The organism is Halomonas salipaludis (assembly GCF_002286975.1).
Lineage (GTDB): Bacteria > Pseudomonadota > Gammaproteobacteria > Pseudomonadales > Halomonadaceae > Franzmannia > Franzmannia salipaludis.
On sequence record NZ_NSKB01000017.1, the window covers coordinates 1 to 17,081 of the forward strand.

At 63.0% G+C, this 17,081-nt stretch carries 14 protein-coding genes; 1 reads left to right on the forward strand and 13 read right to left on the reverse strand.

Features of this window, described 5'->3' with window-relative positions; translation table 11 throughout:
* The 11 genes from CK498_RS24630 to CK498_RS24680 all read right to left on the reverse strand — a co-directional run.
* Window positions 1-318, reverse strand: a 318-nt coding sequence (locus CK498_RS24630; RefSeq protein WP_176475903.1) for a dihydroxy-acid dehydratase domain-containing protein, incomplete at its 3' end; no start/stop codon positions are given.
* 4 nt (window positions 319-322) lie between these two features.
* Window positions 323-2,704, reverse strand: a complete 2,382-nt coding sequence (locus CK498_RS24635; RefSeq protein WP_095623495.1) for a glycoside hydrolase family 3 N-terminal domain-containing protein — start codon at window positions 2,702-2,704, stop codon at window positions 323-325.
* A gap of 33 nt (window positions 2,705-2,737) precedes the next feature.
* On the reverse strand, window positions 2,738-4,144 hold the full coding sequence (locus CK498_RS24640) for a sugar porter family MFS transporter (protein WP_095623496.1): 1,407 nt from the start codon (window positions 4,142-4,144) through the stop codon (window positions 2,738-2,740).
* An 81-nt stretch (window positions 4,145-4,225) separates the two neighbouring features.
* The gene (lamB, locus tag CK498_RS24645) at window positions 4,226-5,548 is read right to left on the reverse strand and encodes a maltoporin (protein WP_095623497.1); all 1,323 of its coding nucleotides are present in this window, start codon (window positions 5,546-5,548) and stop codon (window positions 4,226-4,228) included.
* A gap of 111 nt (window positions 5,549-5,659) precedes the next feature.
* The gene (locus CK498_RS24650; RefSeq protein WP_095623498.1) at window positions 5,660-6,535 is read right to left on the reverse strand and encodes an aldose 1-epimerase; all 876 of its coding nucleotides are present in this window, start codon (window positions 6,533-6,535) and stop codon (window positions 5,660-5,662) included.
* A 21-nt stretch (window positions 6,536-6,556) separates the two neighbouring features.
* Entirely contained in the window at window positions 6,557-7,597 is a 1,041-nt protein-coding gene (locus CK498_RS24655) for an ABC transporter ATP-binding protein (RefSeq protein ID WP_095623499.1), read from the reverse strand.
* Window positions 7,598-7,651: 54 nt separating this feature from the next.
* Window positions 7,652-9,253 (reverse strand): glycoside hydrolase family 43 protein, encoded by a 1,602-nt coding sequence (locus CK498_RS24660; RefSeq protein ID WP_095623500.1) that lies wholly within the window; start codon window positions 9,251-9,253, stop codon window positions 7,652-7,654.
* A gap of 5 nt (window positions 9,254-9,258) precedes the next feature.
* Window positions 9,259-10,086 (reverse strand): carbohydrate ABC transporter permease, encoded by an 828-nt coding sequence (locus tag CK498_RS24665; protein WP_095623501.1) that lies wholly within the window; start codon window positions 10,084-10,086, stop codon window positions 9,259-9,261.
* Window positions 10,083-11,015 (reverse strand): carbohydrate ABC transporter permease, encoded by a 933-nt coding sequence (locus tag CK498_RS24670; protein WP_095623502.1) that lies wholly within the window; start codon window positions 11,013-11,015, stop codon window positions 10,083-10,085. The genes CK498_RS24665 and CK498_RS24670 overlap by 4 nt, the downstream gene beginning before the upstream one ends.
* Window positions 11,016-11,080: 65 nt before the next feature.
* Entirely contained in the window at window positions 11,081-12,370 is a 1,290-nt protein-coding gene (locus tag CK498_RS24675; protein WP_095623503.1) for an ABC transporter substrate-binding protein, read from the reverse strand.
* 81 nt (window positions 12,371-12,451) lie between these two features.
* A complete protein-coding gene (locus tag CK498_RS24680; RefSeq protein ID WP_095623504.1) occupies window positions 12,452-13,222 on the reverse strand; it encodes an SDR family NAD(P)-dependent oxidoreductase in 771 nt (256 codons plus the stop codon).
* A gap of 322 nt (window positions 13,223-13,544) precedes the next feature.
* Between CK498_RS24680 and CK498_RS24685 the strand changes: the two genes are divergently transcribed.
* Window positions 13,545-14,750 (forward strand): ROK family transcriptional regulator, encoded by a 1,206-nt coding sequence (locus CK498_RS24685; protein ID WP_095623505.1) that lies wholly within the window; start codon window positions 13,545-13,547, stop codon window positions 14,748-14,750.
* Window positions 14,751-14,802: 52 nt separating this feature from the next.
* On the opposite strand, the gene CK498_RS24690 is transcribed toward CK498_RS24685, so the two are convergent.
* Together CK498_RS24690 and CK498_RS24695 are read right to left on the reverse strand one after the other, a co-directional pair.
* Window positions 14,803-15,966 carry a Gfo/Idh/MocA family protein gene (locus CK498_RS24690; RefSeq protein WP_229359211.1) on the reverse strand — a complete coding sequence of 388 codons (1,164 nt, stop codon included), beginning with the start codon at window positions 15,964-15,966 and terminating at the stop codon, window positions 14,803-14,805.
* Between the two features lie 13 nt (window positions 15,967-15,979).
* Complete coding sequence (locus tag CK498_RS24695; RefSeq protein ID WP_095623506.1) at window positions 15,980-17,035, reverse strand: sugar phosphate isomerase/epimerase family protein; 1,056 nt, start codon at window positions 17,033-17,035, stop codon at window positions 15,980-15,982.
* Window positions 17,036-17,081: the final 46 nt, after the last annotated feature.

Sequence of the window (17,081 nt, forward strand, 5' to 3'; positions counted from 1 at the left end):
GTTGCGATCCAGCGCCGCGGTGGGCCGGCGCACGTTCTCGTGGATGGGGTGCAGGGGGAACTCGAAGGGCACCCCGCCGGCGGCGCGGATGCCGTCCTTGACGCGCTTGACCAGCTCGATGTGGTGGCGGTTGCACGGCGTGAGATCGGAGCCCGACTGGCAGATGCCGATGATCGGCTTGCCGCCCACCAGCTCATCGAGGGTAATGCCCTGGTTGAGGTAGCGCTCGATGCACAGCGCCGTGGTGCCAGGGTGCTCGGAGTTATCGAACCAGTAGCGCGAGCGCAGCTGCTCCGGCGTGATCCTTTCGCTTCTCATGTCGCTAGCCTCTAGTTTGATGAGCAACCGTGGAGGTGCTTTCCATTTTCCATGCTTGGGGCAAGACATGTATGTCGCTACCCAACACCTGGATACTCCCTTTGAGCGGCAGGTCACTGCTGGAGGGGCCAACCGCAATATCGAACTCACCAGGCTCGACGATGCGCTGCCAGGGGCGATCCGTGTAGTTGAGCATATCGACCGGGACAGTGAACCTGACGCTGGCGACGGCACCTGCCGGCACCGCCACCTTGCGGAAGGCCTTCAACTCCTTGACCGGACGCACTCGCTTGGCCAAACGATCATGTACATAGAGTTGGACAACTTCTTCGCCGTCGTAATGACCGACATTCTCGATGGTCACCTCAACCAGAATCTCGCCGGTGATCGCCACCTCAGGCGTCTCGATCCTTAACCCGCGGTAGGCGAAGCGACTATAGCCAAGGCCATAACCGAAGGGATAGCGTGCCCCAAAGCTTCGCGAGATCGGCGTTCCGCTACTCTTGAACTTGTGGTTGTAGAAATAGGGCATGGCCCCGGCACTCTTGGGCACCGAGATGGGCAGCCGCCCCGACGGATTCACCTCACCGCTGAGGACATCGACCAGGGCATTGCCGATCTCCTGGCCACCGCTGAAGGAGAGCAGCAAAGCGGCGACTTCAGCCTCCAGGCCCCCCAGGGAGTATGGCCTGCCACCCGAGAGGATGACCACGACGGGCGTCTCGCTAGCGACAACGGCCGAGAGCAGCGCCTGCTGCACGCCGGGCAGCTCCAAGGTATCCGTGTCTGAGCCTTCGCCTACGGTGCCGCTCTGGAACAGGCCGGGTAGATCACCCAGGAAGACCAGGGCGATATCGGCCTGGGTGGCACAAGCCACGGCCTCCTCAATGCCCGAACGATCCTCGCTAAGCGGGGAGTCGAGCTGCAGCGAGGCGCTATCCTCAACGTCCCCCGGAAATACCGCGCCGCCGGATCGCGGCGAGGCGAGAATATCGCACCCCTTGGCATAGGAGATCTTACCGGCATAGCGCTGCTGCAGCGCCTGCAGCGGGGTAACAACTTGCGCTGCACTCTCCTGAGTCGCCTCATGCAGCGAGTGGACGGGGAAGCTGTAGCCGCTGAGATGCGCCAAAGGGTCAGCGGCAGTTGGGCCAATCACCGCGATCTTGCCATAGCGGTCCTCCTCCAGGGGCAGCACACCATCGTTCTCCAGCAGTACCAGCGACTGGCGAGCCACCTGACGCGAGAGCTCAAGGGTCTCCGGTCGCTGAAAGTCGATCGCCTCTGCGTCCGCATAAGGCTGCTCGAAGAGCCCCACCCGGAACTTCTCGGTCAGCACCCGGGCGACGATAGCATCCAGCGTGGCACCGGGCAGCGCCTCGCGATCCTCGGGGTCTAGCTTGCCGACACAGTCATCCCCCGGCAGCTCGACATCGAGCCCCGCACCAAAGGCCTGACCGGCAGCGCCCTGGGCGTCGCGAGCGGTGCCATGATGCTGATAGAGCAAGCTCACGCCGATATAGTCGGCCACGATCAGTCCATCGAAGCCCCACTGCTGACGCAGCAGTTGTGTCAGCAGCCGATGATCGCTATGCGCGGGCTGACCATCGATGTCGTGGTAGGCGGGCATAATGCTGGCGGCGTTGGCCTGCTTGATCGCCATCTCGAACGGCAGCAGGAAGATATCGTGGAGCTCGCACTCGCCCACCCGAACCGGGGCATGATTGCGCGCCCCTTCGCTGAACGAGTGGCCGACGAAGTGCTTCAGGGTTGCCAGCATATCGCGCGCTTCGCCCTGCAGGCCGCGGACATAGCGCGTCCCCATGACGCCGACCAGATAAGGATCCTCGCCAAACGTCTCCTCGGTACGCCCCCAGCGCACGTCGCGCGAGACATCCAGCACCGGCGCCAAGCCTTGCCGGCAGCCGATGCTCCTGGCTTCCTTGCCGATGGCGCTGGCGACGGCCTCTACCAGCTCCGGTTGCCACGTCGCGCCATGGTTGAGCGGCCCCGGAAACAGCGTACTGCCGCGGCACATCACGCCAACAAGACACTCCTCGTGAGGCAGCGCCGGAATACCGAGGCGGGTATTCTCTACCAGGTGGCGTTGCAGGGTATTCAGCGCCTGGACGCCCTGCCGCGGATCGACCCCATGGGAGCCCAGGGGCCGCGTGATTTGGCCAAGCCCATGCGCGAGGCGGCTCTGCCAGCCCTCGCTCGACGTTCCAGCAAAGCCATCTTCGCGCAGTCGATGCTGCCCCTCAGGATCCAGCAGCAGCCATAGGCCATGGATCTGGGCCAGCTTCTCCTGGCGCGTCATGCGTGCCAGCAAATCGCGCACCCGTTCGTTGAGCGGTGCCGTTGTGTCTTTATAAAGCGCTACCATGTCGACTCACTCCAATGCACAAATATGATGCCCTTATTCGTAGGCCATCGCTTCGAGCTCTTTGCCCCGCGTCTCGTTGACGAAACGCAGCACGAAGAACACCGATACCACGGCACAAAAGGCATACAGGCCATAGGCGCCAGCCAGGCCGATCGAGGCCAGCATGATGGGGAAGGTCATGGTGATAGCGAAGTTAGCCAGCCACTGGAAAAGCCCCGCAATGGCGAGACCCGAACCACGCATCTGGTTGGGGAACATCTCGCCCAGCATGACCCACATGACCGGGCCCCAGGAGACGTTGAAGAAGAACACATAGGCGTTGGCGGCAAGCAGCGCGACAGTCCCCATATCATCGCTGAGACGCAGGCTGCCACCGACCATGGACGCGGTAGAGAAGGCGTAGGCCATGCAGACCAGGGTGATGGCCATACCTACCGAGCCCGTCCACAGCAGTGGCTTACGCCCGATCTTGTCGATCAGCGCAATGGCGACCAGGCAGGCGCCAATGCTGACGGCACCGGAGATCACGTTGATCAGCAACGCATCCCCCTCGGAGAAGCCCACTGACTGCCACAGCACCGCACCGTAGTAGAACACCACGTTGATGCCGACCAACTGCTGGAACACCGCCAGGCCGATACCTACCCAGACGATGCCGTGCACCTTGCCGGTGGCCCTGTTGAGGACGTCGCTTAACCGGGGCTTGTGATCCTGGGCCAGGGTGGCGCTGATCTCATCCAGCTTGGTGCCAACCTGGTGCTCGGGCATCACCAGGCCCAGCACCCGCCGAGCGTCATGATGTCGGCCGCTGCTGATTAGATAGCGTGGACTTTCCGGGATAAACAGCAGCGCCACCAGGAATACCGTCGCTGGCAACAACTCAATCCAGAACATCCAGCGCCAGGTGGCGAAGCCCAGCCATAGCTCGGTCATGGCCGACCCCGATACCTGTGCCAGCACATAGTTGCTGAGGAAAGCCACGAACAGCCCCGAGATGATCGCCACCTGTTGAATGGTCGCCAGCCGACCGCGATAGGCGGCAGGCGCCACCTCGCTGATATAGGCCGGGGTCATCACGCTGGCGGCGCCTACCGCCATGCCGCCCAGCACACGGTAGATCACGAACTCCATGGAACTACCGGAGATGCCTGAGCCCCAGGCACTGATCAGAAAGAAGATGGCCGCCACGATCAGCAGGGTACGGCGGCCAAAGCGGTCCGCCAGGCGCCCGGCGAAAAAGGCGCCGATGGCGCAGCCGAGCAGCATCGAGGCGACGTTAAAACCGGTGCCAGCACTGTCGGAGTCGAAGGCGGCCTGCAGGCCATCGACGGTACCGTTGATGACGCCGCTATCAAAACCGAACAGAAAGCCACCGAGGGCAGCAATACAACAGATGATGAAGATATAGCTGGATTGACTAAGCGGATGGCGGTTGGACATATCCGACCTCCTTTAAAAAGGGCGCCCGCCAGCGGACGCCAAAACGATGAACCAGTGCGATAAAAGGCTTACGATGTCGATTTACCACCACACATCCATCTGCATGCCAAAGGTGAGGCCGTCGTTGTCGTCGATGCTGATCGCATCTCCCGCCGCTCCCGCGTCAATTGAGCGACTGGTGCGATCTGCCTGTAGGGCGTCTCCGTTCCAGTCCGCATAGGTGGCAAAGACGCGGATGACCGGCCGCGCAAGGCCGCCTAGCCCTGCTGACCACTGCTGGGCCAGCGTCGCCTTGGTCAAGCGGCGGCTGTCGTCACCGTTTTCTGGCTCAACATAGTCGTGACCAAGCTCAAGGGCGGTGCTCAGGTTTTCCGTCCAGTAGTAAGAGGGGCGCACTCCGGCAGAGATCCAGGTCGCTCCAGAGTCGTCGTCGAAATTCTTTTCTTCGTAGATCGCGGCGTATAAGAGATCAACCTTGTCGGGGGCAAGCCAAACATTGCCGTGGTTAACCACACGCCACATCTCACCGCCGGGCACCTCCGGTGAGACATCAGCATTCATTCGCCCCTGACCGGTGCCAGCATTGATGATGCCATCGGTGGCGTACTGCAGCGCCAACTTGTTAGTGCCGCCGAACCAGTTGCTCTGCTCGTGCTGGACAGTGAACATATGGCCCCTTTTGGCCTCGCTATCGTCGTAATAGCGACTCTGGGCATCGCTCAGCTGAGCGCGGCCATAGTTATAGCCCAGCACCAGCGAGCCATCGGGATTGACGGGGATATCGGACCAGCGAATATCCAGGGTGTCGTTGGAGATACGGTTGTCGGCATCGGGGTACTCGGTATCGTCGGTACCCGTGGCACGCATCCAGGCCAGGTGCAGCTTGCCGGTGCCCACATCGATGTCCTCGATGCCGCCACCGGGGCCGGTGGAGTCCCAGTAGAAGAAGTCGTTGATGTGTACGTCGTGGCGGCGGTAGAAGCGCTTGCCCGCCCACAGGCTGGCGCCAGGCAAGGCGTCGACCACGTTGTTGCCCTGCACGTACAACTGCCGCAGGGAAACCTCGGTATCCTCGGAGTCGTTCAGCTGGTTGGTGAAATAACCCACCATGCTGTTGAAGTAGAACGACCTGTCGCCCTCCTCAAAAAGCGTGGCGCCCAAGCCCAACTCGGCATAGGTCTCGCACTCGTTGCCCAGGCGGTACTTGGCCCCCGCGCCGCTGGCACGGAAGCAGGCCTGGTCGCCGCCACCTGCGGTATTGCCGACGCCGGACCTGGCATAACCGGTGAAATCGATGGCAGAGGTAAAGTCCTCCTGGGCCTGGGCGATGCTGAAAGCGAGGCAGCCGACCCCGATCAGCCCCAGGCGGGACAGGGTTAGCGTAGCGTGATGCGGCGTTTTCATTGTTGTGCTCCTTGCGAAGAATCGCGTCGATACTGCTTATTGTTGGTAATAACTTTGAACTAAGTGGTCGAAGCTTGGGCCGTGTAGAACTCCTTTGCGTAACGGGTGAATTTACTGCCCGGCCAGGCAGAAGCGACAGCACATCAGGTGGCGCTCCCCTTTCCCCAGCTCGACCAGGCCGTGGCGTTGCGGGTCGTCGAAGTGATAGGCGTCGACATCGTGGGAAACCGGTTCAAAGCAGAAGAAATCGGCCTCTGATCCCGGCGAGAAGAGCAGATAGCGTGAGGTGTTGGCGTACACCCCGAGTGCCATGCCACGCTCCGGCCAGCGCAACACCGCCCTACCGCCCCAGCCGCTAAAGAGATTGTCGATCCTGTCCGAGGGCAGCGGCGCCGGGAGCACGAAATTCCATGGGTCTGCAGCGTCCAGCCTCCGCCACTCGGTGGGTAGCTGAGCGCTATCGACCTCCCAAACGCCCTCGGCGCTCGCTTCGAGCCGTACCTCGGCACTGCGCGGGAACCAGGGGTGCAGACCCAACCCGTAGAGAGCAGGCGTGTCTCCCAGGTGGGTAATGGCAAGCCTCACCTCGAGAGCATTGGCCTCGAGGCAGTAGCTCAGCTCCGCCCGGTAGTCGAAAGGTGGCTGGTGTGAAGAGCGCAGGCCGAGCCGCAGTTGCACATCGTCTTGCTCCACCACCTGCCAGGCACGCTGCCAGCCGTCACCGTGAATGGGCAGCGCCTCGCCGGGCAGGTTAGGCTCAAGCGAGTTGAACTGCCCGCGCCACGCGAAGCCACCCCCACCGATGCGATTGGACCACGGCACCAGCGGGTACATGGCCAGCCGGTTGGGGTCACTTTCGTCTTCGCTGCCGGGGCGCATCACAGGCTCTGGGCCGTGCTCGGTCAGCCTGTCGAAGCGCACCACGGCGCCGCCAACGTCGGGGTTCACCGTGAGTCGCAGGGTTCCGTTGTCGAGAGTGATGATCATGACGTTTCGCTCGCTCACGGCTCAGGCGATACTGACCTGGGACCGGGTCAAGGCTTCATCCGCCAGGCGCTGGCCGTCGGCATCGAAGCCATGCAGCAGCTCGTGGCGGGGCGTCAGGTAGAGCACGTCGCCGCTGCGCACTGCCGCATCGCCGGGAAGGCGCACAATCAGCGCGCCGGTGGCCTCGCTGTCGACATAGGCAAAGGCGTCGGCGCCGAGCATCTCGACCACCCTCACCCGGGTCTGCCACTCCCCCGCCTCGCGGCTCATCTCGAGGTGCTCGGGGCGAATGCCGAGCGTGGCGGCACCATAGGCCTTGGCCACCTCGCCCTCGATCAGATTCATCCTGGGAGAGCCGATGAAGCCAGCCACGAACAGTGTCTCGGGGCGCTGGTAGAGCGCCATGGGCGTGCCTATCTGCTCGATTCGCCCGGCGTTCATCACCACGATGCAGTCGGCCAGGGTCATCGCCTCGACCTGATCGTGAGTGACGTAGACCATGGTGGCGTCGAGGCGCTGGTGCAGCTCGGCGAGCTCCACGCGCATGCGGTTGCGCAGCGCCGCGTCGAGGTTGGAGAGCGGCTCGTCGAACAGGAACACGCCGGGGTTGCGCACGATGGCACGGCCGATGGCCACCCGCTGACGCTGGCCACCGGAGAGCTCGGCCGGCTTGCGCTCGAGCAGCTCCTCGAGGTTGAGCAGGCGCGCCGCCTCGGCCACCTTGGCGCGGCGCTCCTCGGCGGGCACCTTGGCCAGGCGCATGCCAAAATCGATGTTGCGGGCCACCGTCATATGCGGATAGAGCGCATAGGACTGGAACACCATGGCGATGTTGCGATCGCTGGGCTCGGCGATGGTAACGTCTTGCCCACCGATGGAGATGGCACCGCGCGTCACGGTTTCCAGCCCTGCGATCATGCGCAGCAGCGTCGACTTGCCGCAGCCGGAGGGCCCCACCAAGACGGTGAAGGAGCCGTCTTCGATATGCAGGTTGAGATTGGGGATCACCGTGGTCTTGCCACGGAAGGTCTTTTCGATGTCGACCAGGGTTACTTCAGCCATAGCGTGCTCTCATCTTGGCGCTTGTTGTATCTATCGGTGCGCGAATAATCGGGTTCAGGCGTGACGGAGATAGCAAAACCCAGCGAAGTCTGCCGGCCTGGCTCGCCCGCTGATGTCGTGGGCCGCCATGCCCAGGAAGTTACCGGTGAAGTAGCCATGCGCCCGGCCACTCCCCTCGTCCGAGAGCAACCCGGCATTCAGCAATGGGCCGACAGGCTGCCAGCCGGTATCGCCCTGGGCGAAGCGGAACTGCAGCTTGCCCTCGCCAATGTCGAGGCCGAGATGCACCGGTCGGCCGGGCTCGAGCCCTACGCCGGCCACGGCGATATCGAGCTGCCCGCTGGGCCACTCGTCGTGGCAACTCATCACGCTGAGCACCTTGTCGCCGCTATCGTTCAAGGTCACGGCGAGGTAGTGGAACTTGAATCGATTGTAGTAGGCGATCAGACCGGCAAACTGCTGGATGTCATCTGGTTCAAATTCGAGCTCGGTCTCGGCGCTGCAGTGCCAGCTGTCCTGACGCCGTGCCACCAGCGCCTGTTCGAACCAGGAGCCCACCGACTCGCGACCGTATAGGCGCAGATAACCTGGCCGCTCATTCAGCGAGAAGAGACGCTCGGGATGCGGCGTGCGCAGCCACTGAAAATCTGCCGGCAGCCCACCGGGCTCGAACCCATAGCGCTCCTCGGTAGCCGGGACCCGCTGCGTCACACCGGGCATGGATATTTCCAGCGCTGGCGCATTGCCGCCCTGCGCCAGCCGCAGCCAGCCATCCTCACTCCACACGACCCTCTGGATGGCCGTCTCCCGCCCCAGCGGTGAGCGACGCGTGCCGGGCAACGGCCGGCTACACAGGTGCACCATATAAGTCTCGCCTTCCGGTGTGTCGACCAGGTCGGCGTGGCCGGCACGCTGCAGCGGGTTCTGCGTATCGTTGCGGGTGGTCAACACCGGGTTGTCCGGGTGCACCGCATAGGGGCCGGTAATCTCGCGCGAGCGCGCCATGGTCACGGCGTGGTCGTAGCCGGTGCCGCCCTCGGCCACCAGCAGGTGGTACCAGCCGTCACGCTGGTAGAGATGCGGCCCCTCGGTGAGCTTCATCTCGGTGCCGGCAAAGACGTTGTGGATCGGGCCGACCAGCCGGCGATGCTCGACGTCGTACTCCTGCAGCAGGATGCCGCCGAAGCGGTCGCCACCCGCGAGCTGGCGATAGTCCCACTTGAGATTGACCAGCCACTTGCGGCCGTCCTCGTCGTGGAATAGAGAGGGGTCGAAGCCACTGGAATTGAGGTATACCGGATCGCTCCAGGGCCCCTCGATGGCGGGCGCGGTGACCAGGTAATTGTGGCCGTCCTTGAAGTTGCCCTCGTAGCGCTTCATATCGGTGTAGATCAGCCAGAACAGGCCGTCGGCGTATGACAGGCACGGCGCCCAAATGCCGCAGGAGTCAGGGTTGCCGCGCATGTCGAGCTGGTTCGCCCGGGCCAGCGGCCGACAGACCAGGCGCCAGTTGGACAGGTCCCGCGAATGGTGGATCTGCACGCCCGGGTACCACTCGAAGGTGGAGGTGGCGATGTAGTACTCCTCGCCGACCCGGCAGATCGAGGGATCGGGGTTGAAACCGGCGAGTATCGGGTTGCGGAGGGTATCGGTCATCGCTGTCATCCCTTGACGGAGCCGCCGGTGAGGCCGGCCACGATGTATTTCTGGGCGGCGAGGAAGAAGATGACTGCCGGCGTAATGGTCAACGTCACGAACGCCAGAATCATGTTCCACTGGGTCAGATACTCGCCCTGGAACTGCATCATGCCGAGCGGCCAGGTGTAGATGGAGCGGTCGTTGAGCACCACCAGCGGCAGCAGGAAGTTGTTCCAGCTCTGCACGAAGACGAACACACCGACGGTAGCCAGTATCGGCGTCGATAGCGGCAGGGTGAACGACCAGAAGAAGCGCAGGTAACTGCAACCGTCGACGTAGGCAGCCTCGAACAGCTCCTTGGGCAACTGGTCGAAGAACGCCTTGAACAGCAGGATCGCCAGCGACAGACCAAAGGCGGTCTGCGGCAGGATCACCGCCCAGTAGGTATCCAGCAACCCCAGGTCGCGCACCTTGATAAACAGCGGCAGGATCGCCGCGGCAAAGGGGAACATCAGCCCCAGCAGCAAGTAGGAGAGAATCATCTTCGAACCGAAGAAACGGATCTGCGAGAACACGTAGGCCGCCGCAGCCCCCACTATCAGGGTCAATAGCACCGTCATCGACGAGATCAGGAACGAGTTGCCCATATAGCGCCAGAAACTTCCGTCGAGGAAGATCGCAACGTAGTTTTCAGGGTTCCAGACATCAGGCAACCACAGCGGATTGGTACGCAGTTCGGCGTTGCTCTTGAAACCGCCGAAGAATGAGGCCAGCAGTGGCCCGATGACCAGGCTGGCCACCAGGATCAGCACGATCACACGCAGCGTGTTACGGGTCGTGGCGCTAGTCATGTGCGCTCCCCCTTCGCCGTGGCGCGTTGATAGAACAGCGCGATACCGATAGCGAGCACGAACAGCACCACGGCAGTAGCGCTTCCGAAGCCTATATTCAGCCGCGACAGACCGAAGGTATACAGATAGGTGACGATGGTATGGGTCGAGTTGGAAGGTCCACCGTTGGTCAACGGAATGATAATGTCGAAGATCTGCAGCGAGCCGATGATGGCGAAGAAGCCGCTCACCACGATGGCATGCTTGATCAGCGGGATCTGCACGAACAGCGCCACCTGGCGCGGCTTCGCCCCCTCCAGCTTGGCTGCCTCGATCAGGTCCTTGGGCACACTCTGCAGCGCCGCGATGTAGATCATCATGTGGAAACCGAAGTACTTCCATACGATCACCGTCATGATCGCCGGAAAGGCCCACTGACGGTCCGCCAGTACATAGACCGACTCCTGGCCCAGCGACTGAAACATCATGGCGGTGATGCCGTAGTCGCCGTCGAAGACGAAGCTCCAGATCAGCCCGGCGGCTACCTCGGCGAGGATGTAGGGCAGAAAGAACACCAGCCGGAACAGCGTATTGGTGGGTGTCTTGCGATACACCAGCAGTGCCAGGCCCAGGGCCAACGGCATCTGGATGATCAGCGAGACGAGAATCAGTTTGGCGGTATTCCAAAGCGCAGTATGGAACACCGAGTGATCGAGCAGGCGCTCGTAGTTCTGGGTGCCGACGAAGTCGGTCGGCGAACCGTAACCGTTCCACGAGAAGCCGCTGTAGTAGGCGGCATCGGCGAGCGGCAGGACGACGAACAACGAGAACAGGATCAACGCCGGCGGCAGCAGGATCAGCACAGCGGTAAATTTGCCGCTGGCCAGCCCCTGCCGTAAACGATCGGCGTTGCTTCTCCTGTGCACGGCGGGTCGGGTCAGAGTACTCATGACAGCTTCCATTCAGGGGACAGGGCCCGGCACAGCGAGAGTGCTGCACCGGGCATGCGATGGATTCAGCGGAACATCCAGGCCTCTTCGACCTGGGCAGCCGCCTCCTCGGGCGTGACCTCGCCCAGGACCAGGTCTCCGCTAATGTCGTTGACCGTGGCACCGACCGACGTACCCAGCGCCTGGTCGAGGAACACCTGATGGAAGTTCGATTCGCTGAGAATCTCCGCCACCTTGCGTGCATAGGGTGTGTCGAGTTCAGCGTCGGAGCCTTCAGCCACCGGCACGAAGATGCCGAGACGCGCAGCCTCGCGCTGGTTCTCCTCGTTGAGCAGGAAGCGCAGGAAGTCCACCGCCTCATCGGAGGCATCGCGCGTGACGGCAAAACCGTTCATCCCCCCAAAGCTGTCGTCGTTGCCGACGCCACCTTCAACACGCGGGAAACGAATGAACTCGAGGTCTTCGTCCGGCACGCCCTCGCCGCTCATGGAACGCTCTTTCGAAGGGATATAGTCCCAGTCGCCCATCAGGTGCAGAGCCGCCTCGCCGTCACCGAACATGCCGCTGGCACGCTCGTAGGAAGTGGCCATGAAGCCTGACTGGAAGGGATCGAGTTCAACAAACGACTGCAGCAACTCACCGGCGCGTACGAAAGGCTCGCCTTCAAAGCCGCCGTTTCCACCCTGTTTGGCCGCCTCGATGCCCTCGCCCCCAGCCAGCCGCGTGGCTAGGTAGCCCCAGTAGAAGTGCATCGGCCAGCCGTCCTGGCCGCCCACCACCGCGGGCGTGATACCGCTTTCCCGCAGGGCGACCACGGCCTGCTCCAGATCCTCCCAGGCCTCGATGGCCTCGATGTCGACCCCGGCCTGCTCGGTCAGCGCGGTATTGGCCCAGAAACCGACTACCGTGGCGTAGAGCGGCGCGCCATAGACGCGATCGTCGAGCATGAAGGCACGCACGGCCGATTCGGGATATATATCCTGCCAACCGTCCTGCATCTCCTCGGTGAGATCGCGCACGAAGCCGGCCTCGACCTGGTCGCGTAGCCCTTCGCCGCCCCAGCTGTAGAAGATGTCGGGGCGCTGACGGGACTGCAACAGAGTTGGCAGGCGCGTCTTGTAGGCCTCGTTGGCGATGTACTCGAAGACCACATTGACGCCCGGGTTCTGTGCCTCGTACTCGGCGGCGATATCGGCGTAGTACTGCTTCTCTACGTCGCTGATCTCGACCCTCAGCAAGCGCACGGTCGTATCCGCCACGGCGATGCTGGAACTCAGCGCTGCAGCGACCGCAACGGCTACCGTTAACCAACGCTTGGCAGCGGGTGTGTATGCGTGGCTATCGTAACGTTTCATGGCGAACTCCTTGTTGTATTGTTAGATACGTGGCGTACGTCTCTTTTATTATCTATGCACGAACCAACTTGCCCTTGGGGATTACCCCCAGCCTCCGTCGACGGCGATTTCCTGGCCGGAAATGGCCTGGCTTTCCTGACTGGCCAGGAACAGCGCCAAAGGCGCTACATGTTCTGGCACTAAGCGCATCTTCAGGGACTGGCGTGCCTGAATCGACGCCTCCTCCTCGGGGCCGATCCACTTCTCCAATTGGCGCTCGGTCATGATCGAGCCGGGCACCAGCGTATTGACGCGAATATTGTGCTTCCCAAGATCACGCGCCAAGCTACGCGTCAGACCGCATGCCGCCGCCTTGGCGGTCATGTAGGCGGAGAGATCGCCGATAGCCATTTGCACGCTGATCGAACCGAAGTTGATGATTGAGCCCCCTCCGATCTTGATCATCTGATGGGCCGCGGCCTGAGCGGCGAAGAACATTGGCCGCAGGTTGAGCGCCATGCGCTCGTCCCAATAGGCGACATCGACCTCATCCCAGCGATGGCGATCGTCGTTGGCGGCGTTGTTGACCAAAGTGTGAATCGGCCCCAGCGCGCGCCCAACCTCGGCGATTGCTGCCTGCAGCGCTTCAACGTCGCGGATGTCGCAGCGACGATAGTGTGGCATCCGACCTGTTTCGGCCTTCAGCGACTCCGCCAGCGCCTGACTGGCGGCATCATCGATGTCAACGAACGCAACCTTAGCCCCCTGCAGATGAAAAGCTCGGGTCAACGCGGCCCCAATGCCGCTCCCCCCTCCGGTAATGAAGACCACCTGCTGCTCGAGGTTGGGGTAACGCGCCGCATCATTGTTCATATCCTCTCCACTTAGTTTTATCTATTTACTAAGCGCAGAGTGGACACCGGTGGGAGGAGCCGCAATGCTACATTAGTTCAAGGATTGAACTTAGTAGCCAGCAGCGAGCTATCCGACATTCGGCACTGCCTTGCTGCGGCTCGCGCAAGCGTAGTCGGTAGGTTGGGATTCGTTTAAGCTTGGAACCAAGTCCTTTGCCTGTTCCGGTGCGGCATGCCAGCCTCCAAGTCGAGGGGCTTCATCGGTGCGCGACAAAGACAACGACGTCACCCCTTTTCTTCGCCGCACCCTCGATGTGCGGCTTGCAAGGCTTCATCCGTCTATGCCAACCAGCTATCAACAGCAACACAGAGCGGGCGATCTTCACTTCCTCAAGCGGCTCAATCGTAGCGCCATCCTCGAGCAGATACGTCGGGCTCCCGGGCTGACGAGGGCCGATATTGCCACTCAAGCCCTATTGACCAAGGCCACCGTAGGGGCCGGCGTGCAGTCACTGCTCAAGCAGGGCTGGCTGCGCGAAGGAGAGTTGCAAAAAAGCAATGGCGGCCGGCCGGGCCGTTCGCTGTATCTGAATGACCAGCACTACGCCATGCTAGGAGCCGAAGTCGGCGTACATGGACTACGCCTGGTTGCTTGCACTCTGTCGGGCGAGTTGCTGGCCTCGCACCATGAGCACCTGGTGCCGACCACGCCGGAAGTCACCGCTGCACTGCTCGCCGAGTCGCTGCAGACATTAATGGCATCGCCAGCGTTTGCCGGGCGCCACTGCTTGGGCCTGGGCATCGCCCTGCCCGGCCCAATCGATCCAGCCACTCCCGTGTTGCGCCGCGCTCCCAACCTGGGCTGGAGTGACATTCGTTTTCTCGATTTGCTTTCCCCCCACCTGCCTCAGATGACTGGGGTCTGGATAATGGATAACGAGGCAAAGTCGGCCGCCTTCGGCGAACTCTACTTCCGCACGGGCCAGATTCCCGACTCCTTGGTCTATGTCAGCGCCGGCACCGGCATCGGTAGCGGCATGGTCGAGGGCAGTCATCCACCGCTCATCTCGCGCGGTCTCCAAGGGCTGGCCGGCGAGATTGGCCATACCATATTGCAGCCCGGCGGGCTCTACTGCCATTGCGGCAACCGCGGCTGTGCCGAGACGCTGGTTAGCGGCTGGTCCATACGCGCAGCACTCGGCATTGCCGAAGAAGAGAATCTTATCGAGGCCATACTGCCACGCCTGCATGAAGAGCAGGTTCAACTTACCCTGCGCCGCGCGGGAGAAGCCCTGGGTACCCTGCTACTCAACCTCCACCACACTCAGAACCCCTCCGAGATCGTTCTCGGCGGCTCACTGGTTCAACTTGGCGCCCCGCTTCTCGACCCAACCCTGGCCTTCTTCAAAGCCCACCAGAACCGTCTTCTCGGCACCCAGCGTCAGGTTCCATTGCGTGTCATCGAGGACTCCACTTTTATCGCTGCCCGCGGTGCTGCAGCACAAGTATTGGCCAGCGTGATCCATGGCCCCAGCGACTTGATATAGCGCCTCGCCAGAGTCGCATCGCGCCACTAAGTAAGAAGATTGAACATAGGCTTCACACCTCCACCCAGGTGCCTCCCGCCGCAGACGACGCCAGCGCCCGGGTGATGAATACCAGGCCATCGACCCCGTCGCTCACTCCCGGGGTGCCCTGGGCCAGCGGCGCGGGCTCGCGGCCCGCCTGGCGGGCACGGATCTGCTCGGCAAAGTCGCCATATAGCTGGGCGAAGGCTTCGAGATAGCCCTCCGGGTGCCCGGGGGGAATTCGCGCTGCCGCCAGCGCCGCCTCGCCCAGGCCCGGACCGTTGCGGGTGAGGATGCGCGGCGGCTCGCCCAGCGGTGAGTGGAGCAGCCGGTTGGGCTCCTCCTGATGCCACTCGAGGCCGCCACGGCTGCCGTAGACCCGCAGCTTGAGGCCGTTCTCGTTGCCCGGCACCACCTGGCTCGACCACAGCATGCCCCGCGCGCCGCCCTTGAAGCGCAGCATCATGTGCACGTTGTCATCCAGCGCGCGGCCCTCGACGAAGGTGTGCATGTCCGCCGCCAGCGACTCGAGCTCGAGACCGGTGACAAAGCGTGCCAGGTGATAAGCGTGGGTGCCGATATCGCCCAGGCAGCCGGCCGGGCCGCTGCGTTTGGGGTCGGTACGCCACTCAGCCTGCTTGACGCCGCTCTCCTCGAGGCGCGTCGACAACCAGTCCTGGGGGTATTCGACCTGCACCACCCGCAGTTCGCCAAGCTCGCTGGCGGCGACCATGTCGCGGGCCTGACGCACCAGCGAGTAGCCCGAGTAGTTGTGGGTCAGGCCGAAGAACAGCCCGCTGCGTTCGACCAGCGCGGCCAGCGCCTGGGCGTCCTCCAGGCTGGTGGTCATCGGCTTGTCGCAGATCACGTGGATGCCGGCCTCGAGGAAGGTCTTGGCCACGTCGAAGTGCAGATGGTTGGGCGTAACGATGGCCACGACATCGATGCCATCCTCACGCTGGCTTTCGGCCTTGGCCATGGTGCGGTAGTCGGGGTAGGCACGCGCCTCGTTTACGTGCAGCTCGGCCGCCGCCGCACGGCTGCGCTCGGGGTCGGAGGCGAAGGCGCCGGCGACCAGCTCGTAGTGGTCGTCGAGCCTGGCGGCGATGCGATGCACGCCGCCGATGAAGGCGCCCTGGCCGCCACCGACCATGCCCAGGCGCAGCCGGCGGGGGGTATCCTGATGTTGGCTCATGTCGTCGTATCCTTCAGTCGAGGCCCAGCAGGCGGCGGTTGGTCGCCTCGTCGACGCCAGCGTCGGCGAAGTCGTCGAAGGCCCGCTCGGTCACCTGGATGATATGCTCGCGAATGAAGGCGGCCCCTTCGCGGGCACCGACCTCCGGGTGCTTGAGGCAGCACTCCCACTCCAGCACCGCCCAGCCGTGGTAGTCGTTGGCGGCCATCCACGAGAACATCGACTTGAAGTCGACCTGGCCGTCGCCCAGCGAGCGGAAACGCCCGGCGCGTTCGGTCCACGACTGGTAGCCGGAGTAGACGCCCTGCTTGGGGCTGGGATTGAACTCGGCGTCCTTGACGTGAAACATCTGGATATGCTCGCGGTAGACGTCGAGGAAGCCCAGGTAGTCGAGCTGCTGCAGGATCAGGTGGCTGGGGTCGTAGAGGATGTGGCAGCGCGGATGGTGGCCGACCCGCTCGAGGAACATCTCGAAGGTGATGCCGTCGTGCAGGTCCTCGCCGGGGTGGATCTCGTAGCACAGGTTGACCCCGGCCTCGTCGAAGGCGTCGAGGATCGGCCGCCAGCGTTTGGCCAGCTCGTCGAAGGCGGCGTCGATCAGCCCCGCCGGGCGCTGCGGCCACGGATAGACATAGGGCCAGGCCAGCGCGCCGGAGAAGGTGCCGTGGTCGGTCAGGCCGAGGTTCTTCGAGGCCCTGGCGGCCAGCATCAGCTGCTCCACCGCCCACGCCTGGCGGGCCTTGGGGCTGCCTCTCACCTCGGCTACCGCGAAGCCATCGAAGACCTCGTCGTAGGCCGGGTGCACGGCCACCAGCTGGCCCTGCAGGTGGGTGGAAAGTTCGGTCAGTGTCAGGCCGTGCTCGGCCAGCGTGCCCTTGATCTCGTCGCAGTAGGTCTGGCTCTCGGCGGCGCGTTTCAGATCGATCAGGCGCGCATCCCAACTGGGAATCTGCACGCCCTCGTAGCCTAACCCCGCCGCCCAGCGGGCGATGCTGTCGAGGCTGTTGAAGGGGGCGTCGTCACCGGCAAACTGAGCGAGAAAGATCGCCGGCCCTTTGATGGTTTGCATAGCGGGCTCTCCGATGGTTGTCGTCGAAGGCGGGCGTCGAGCGCCC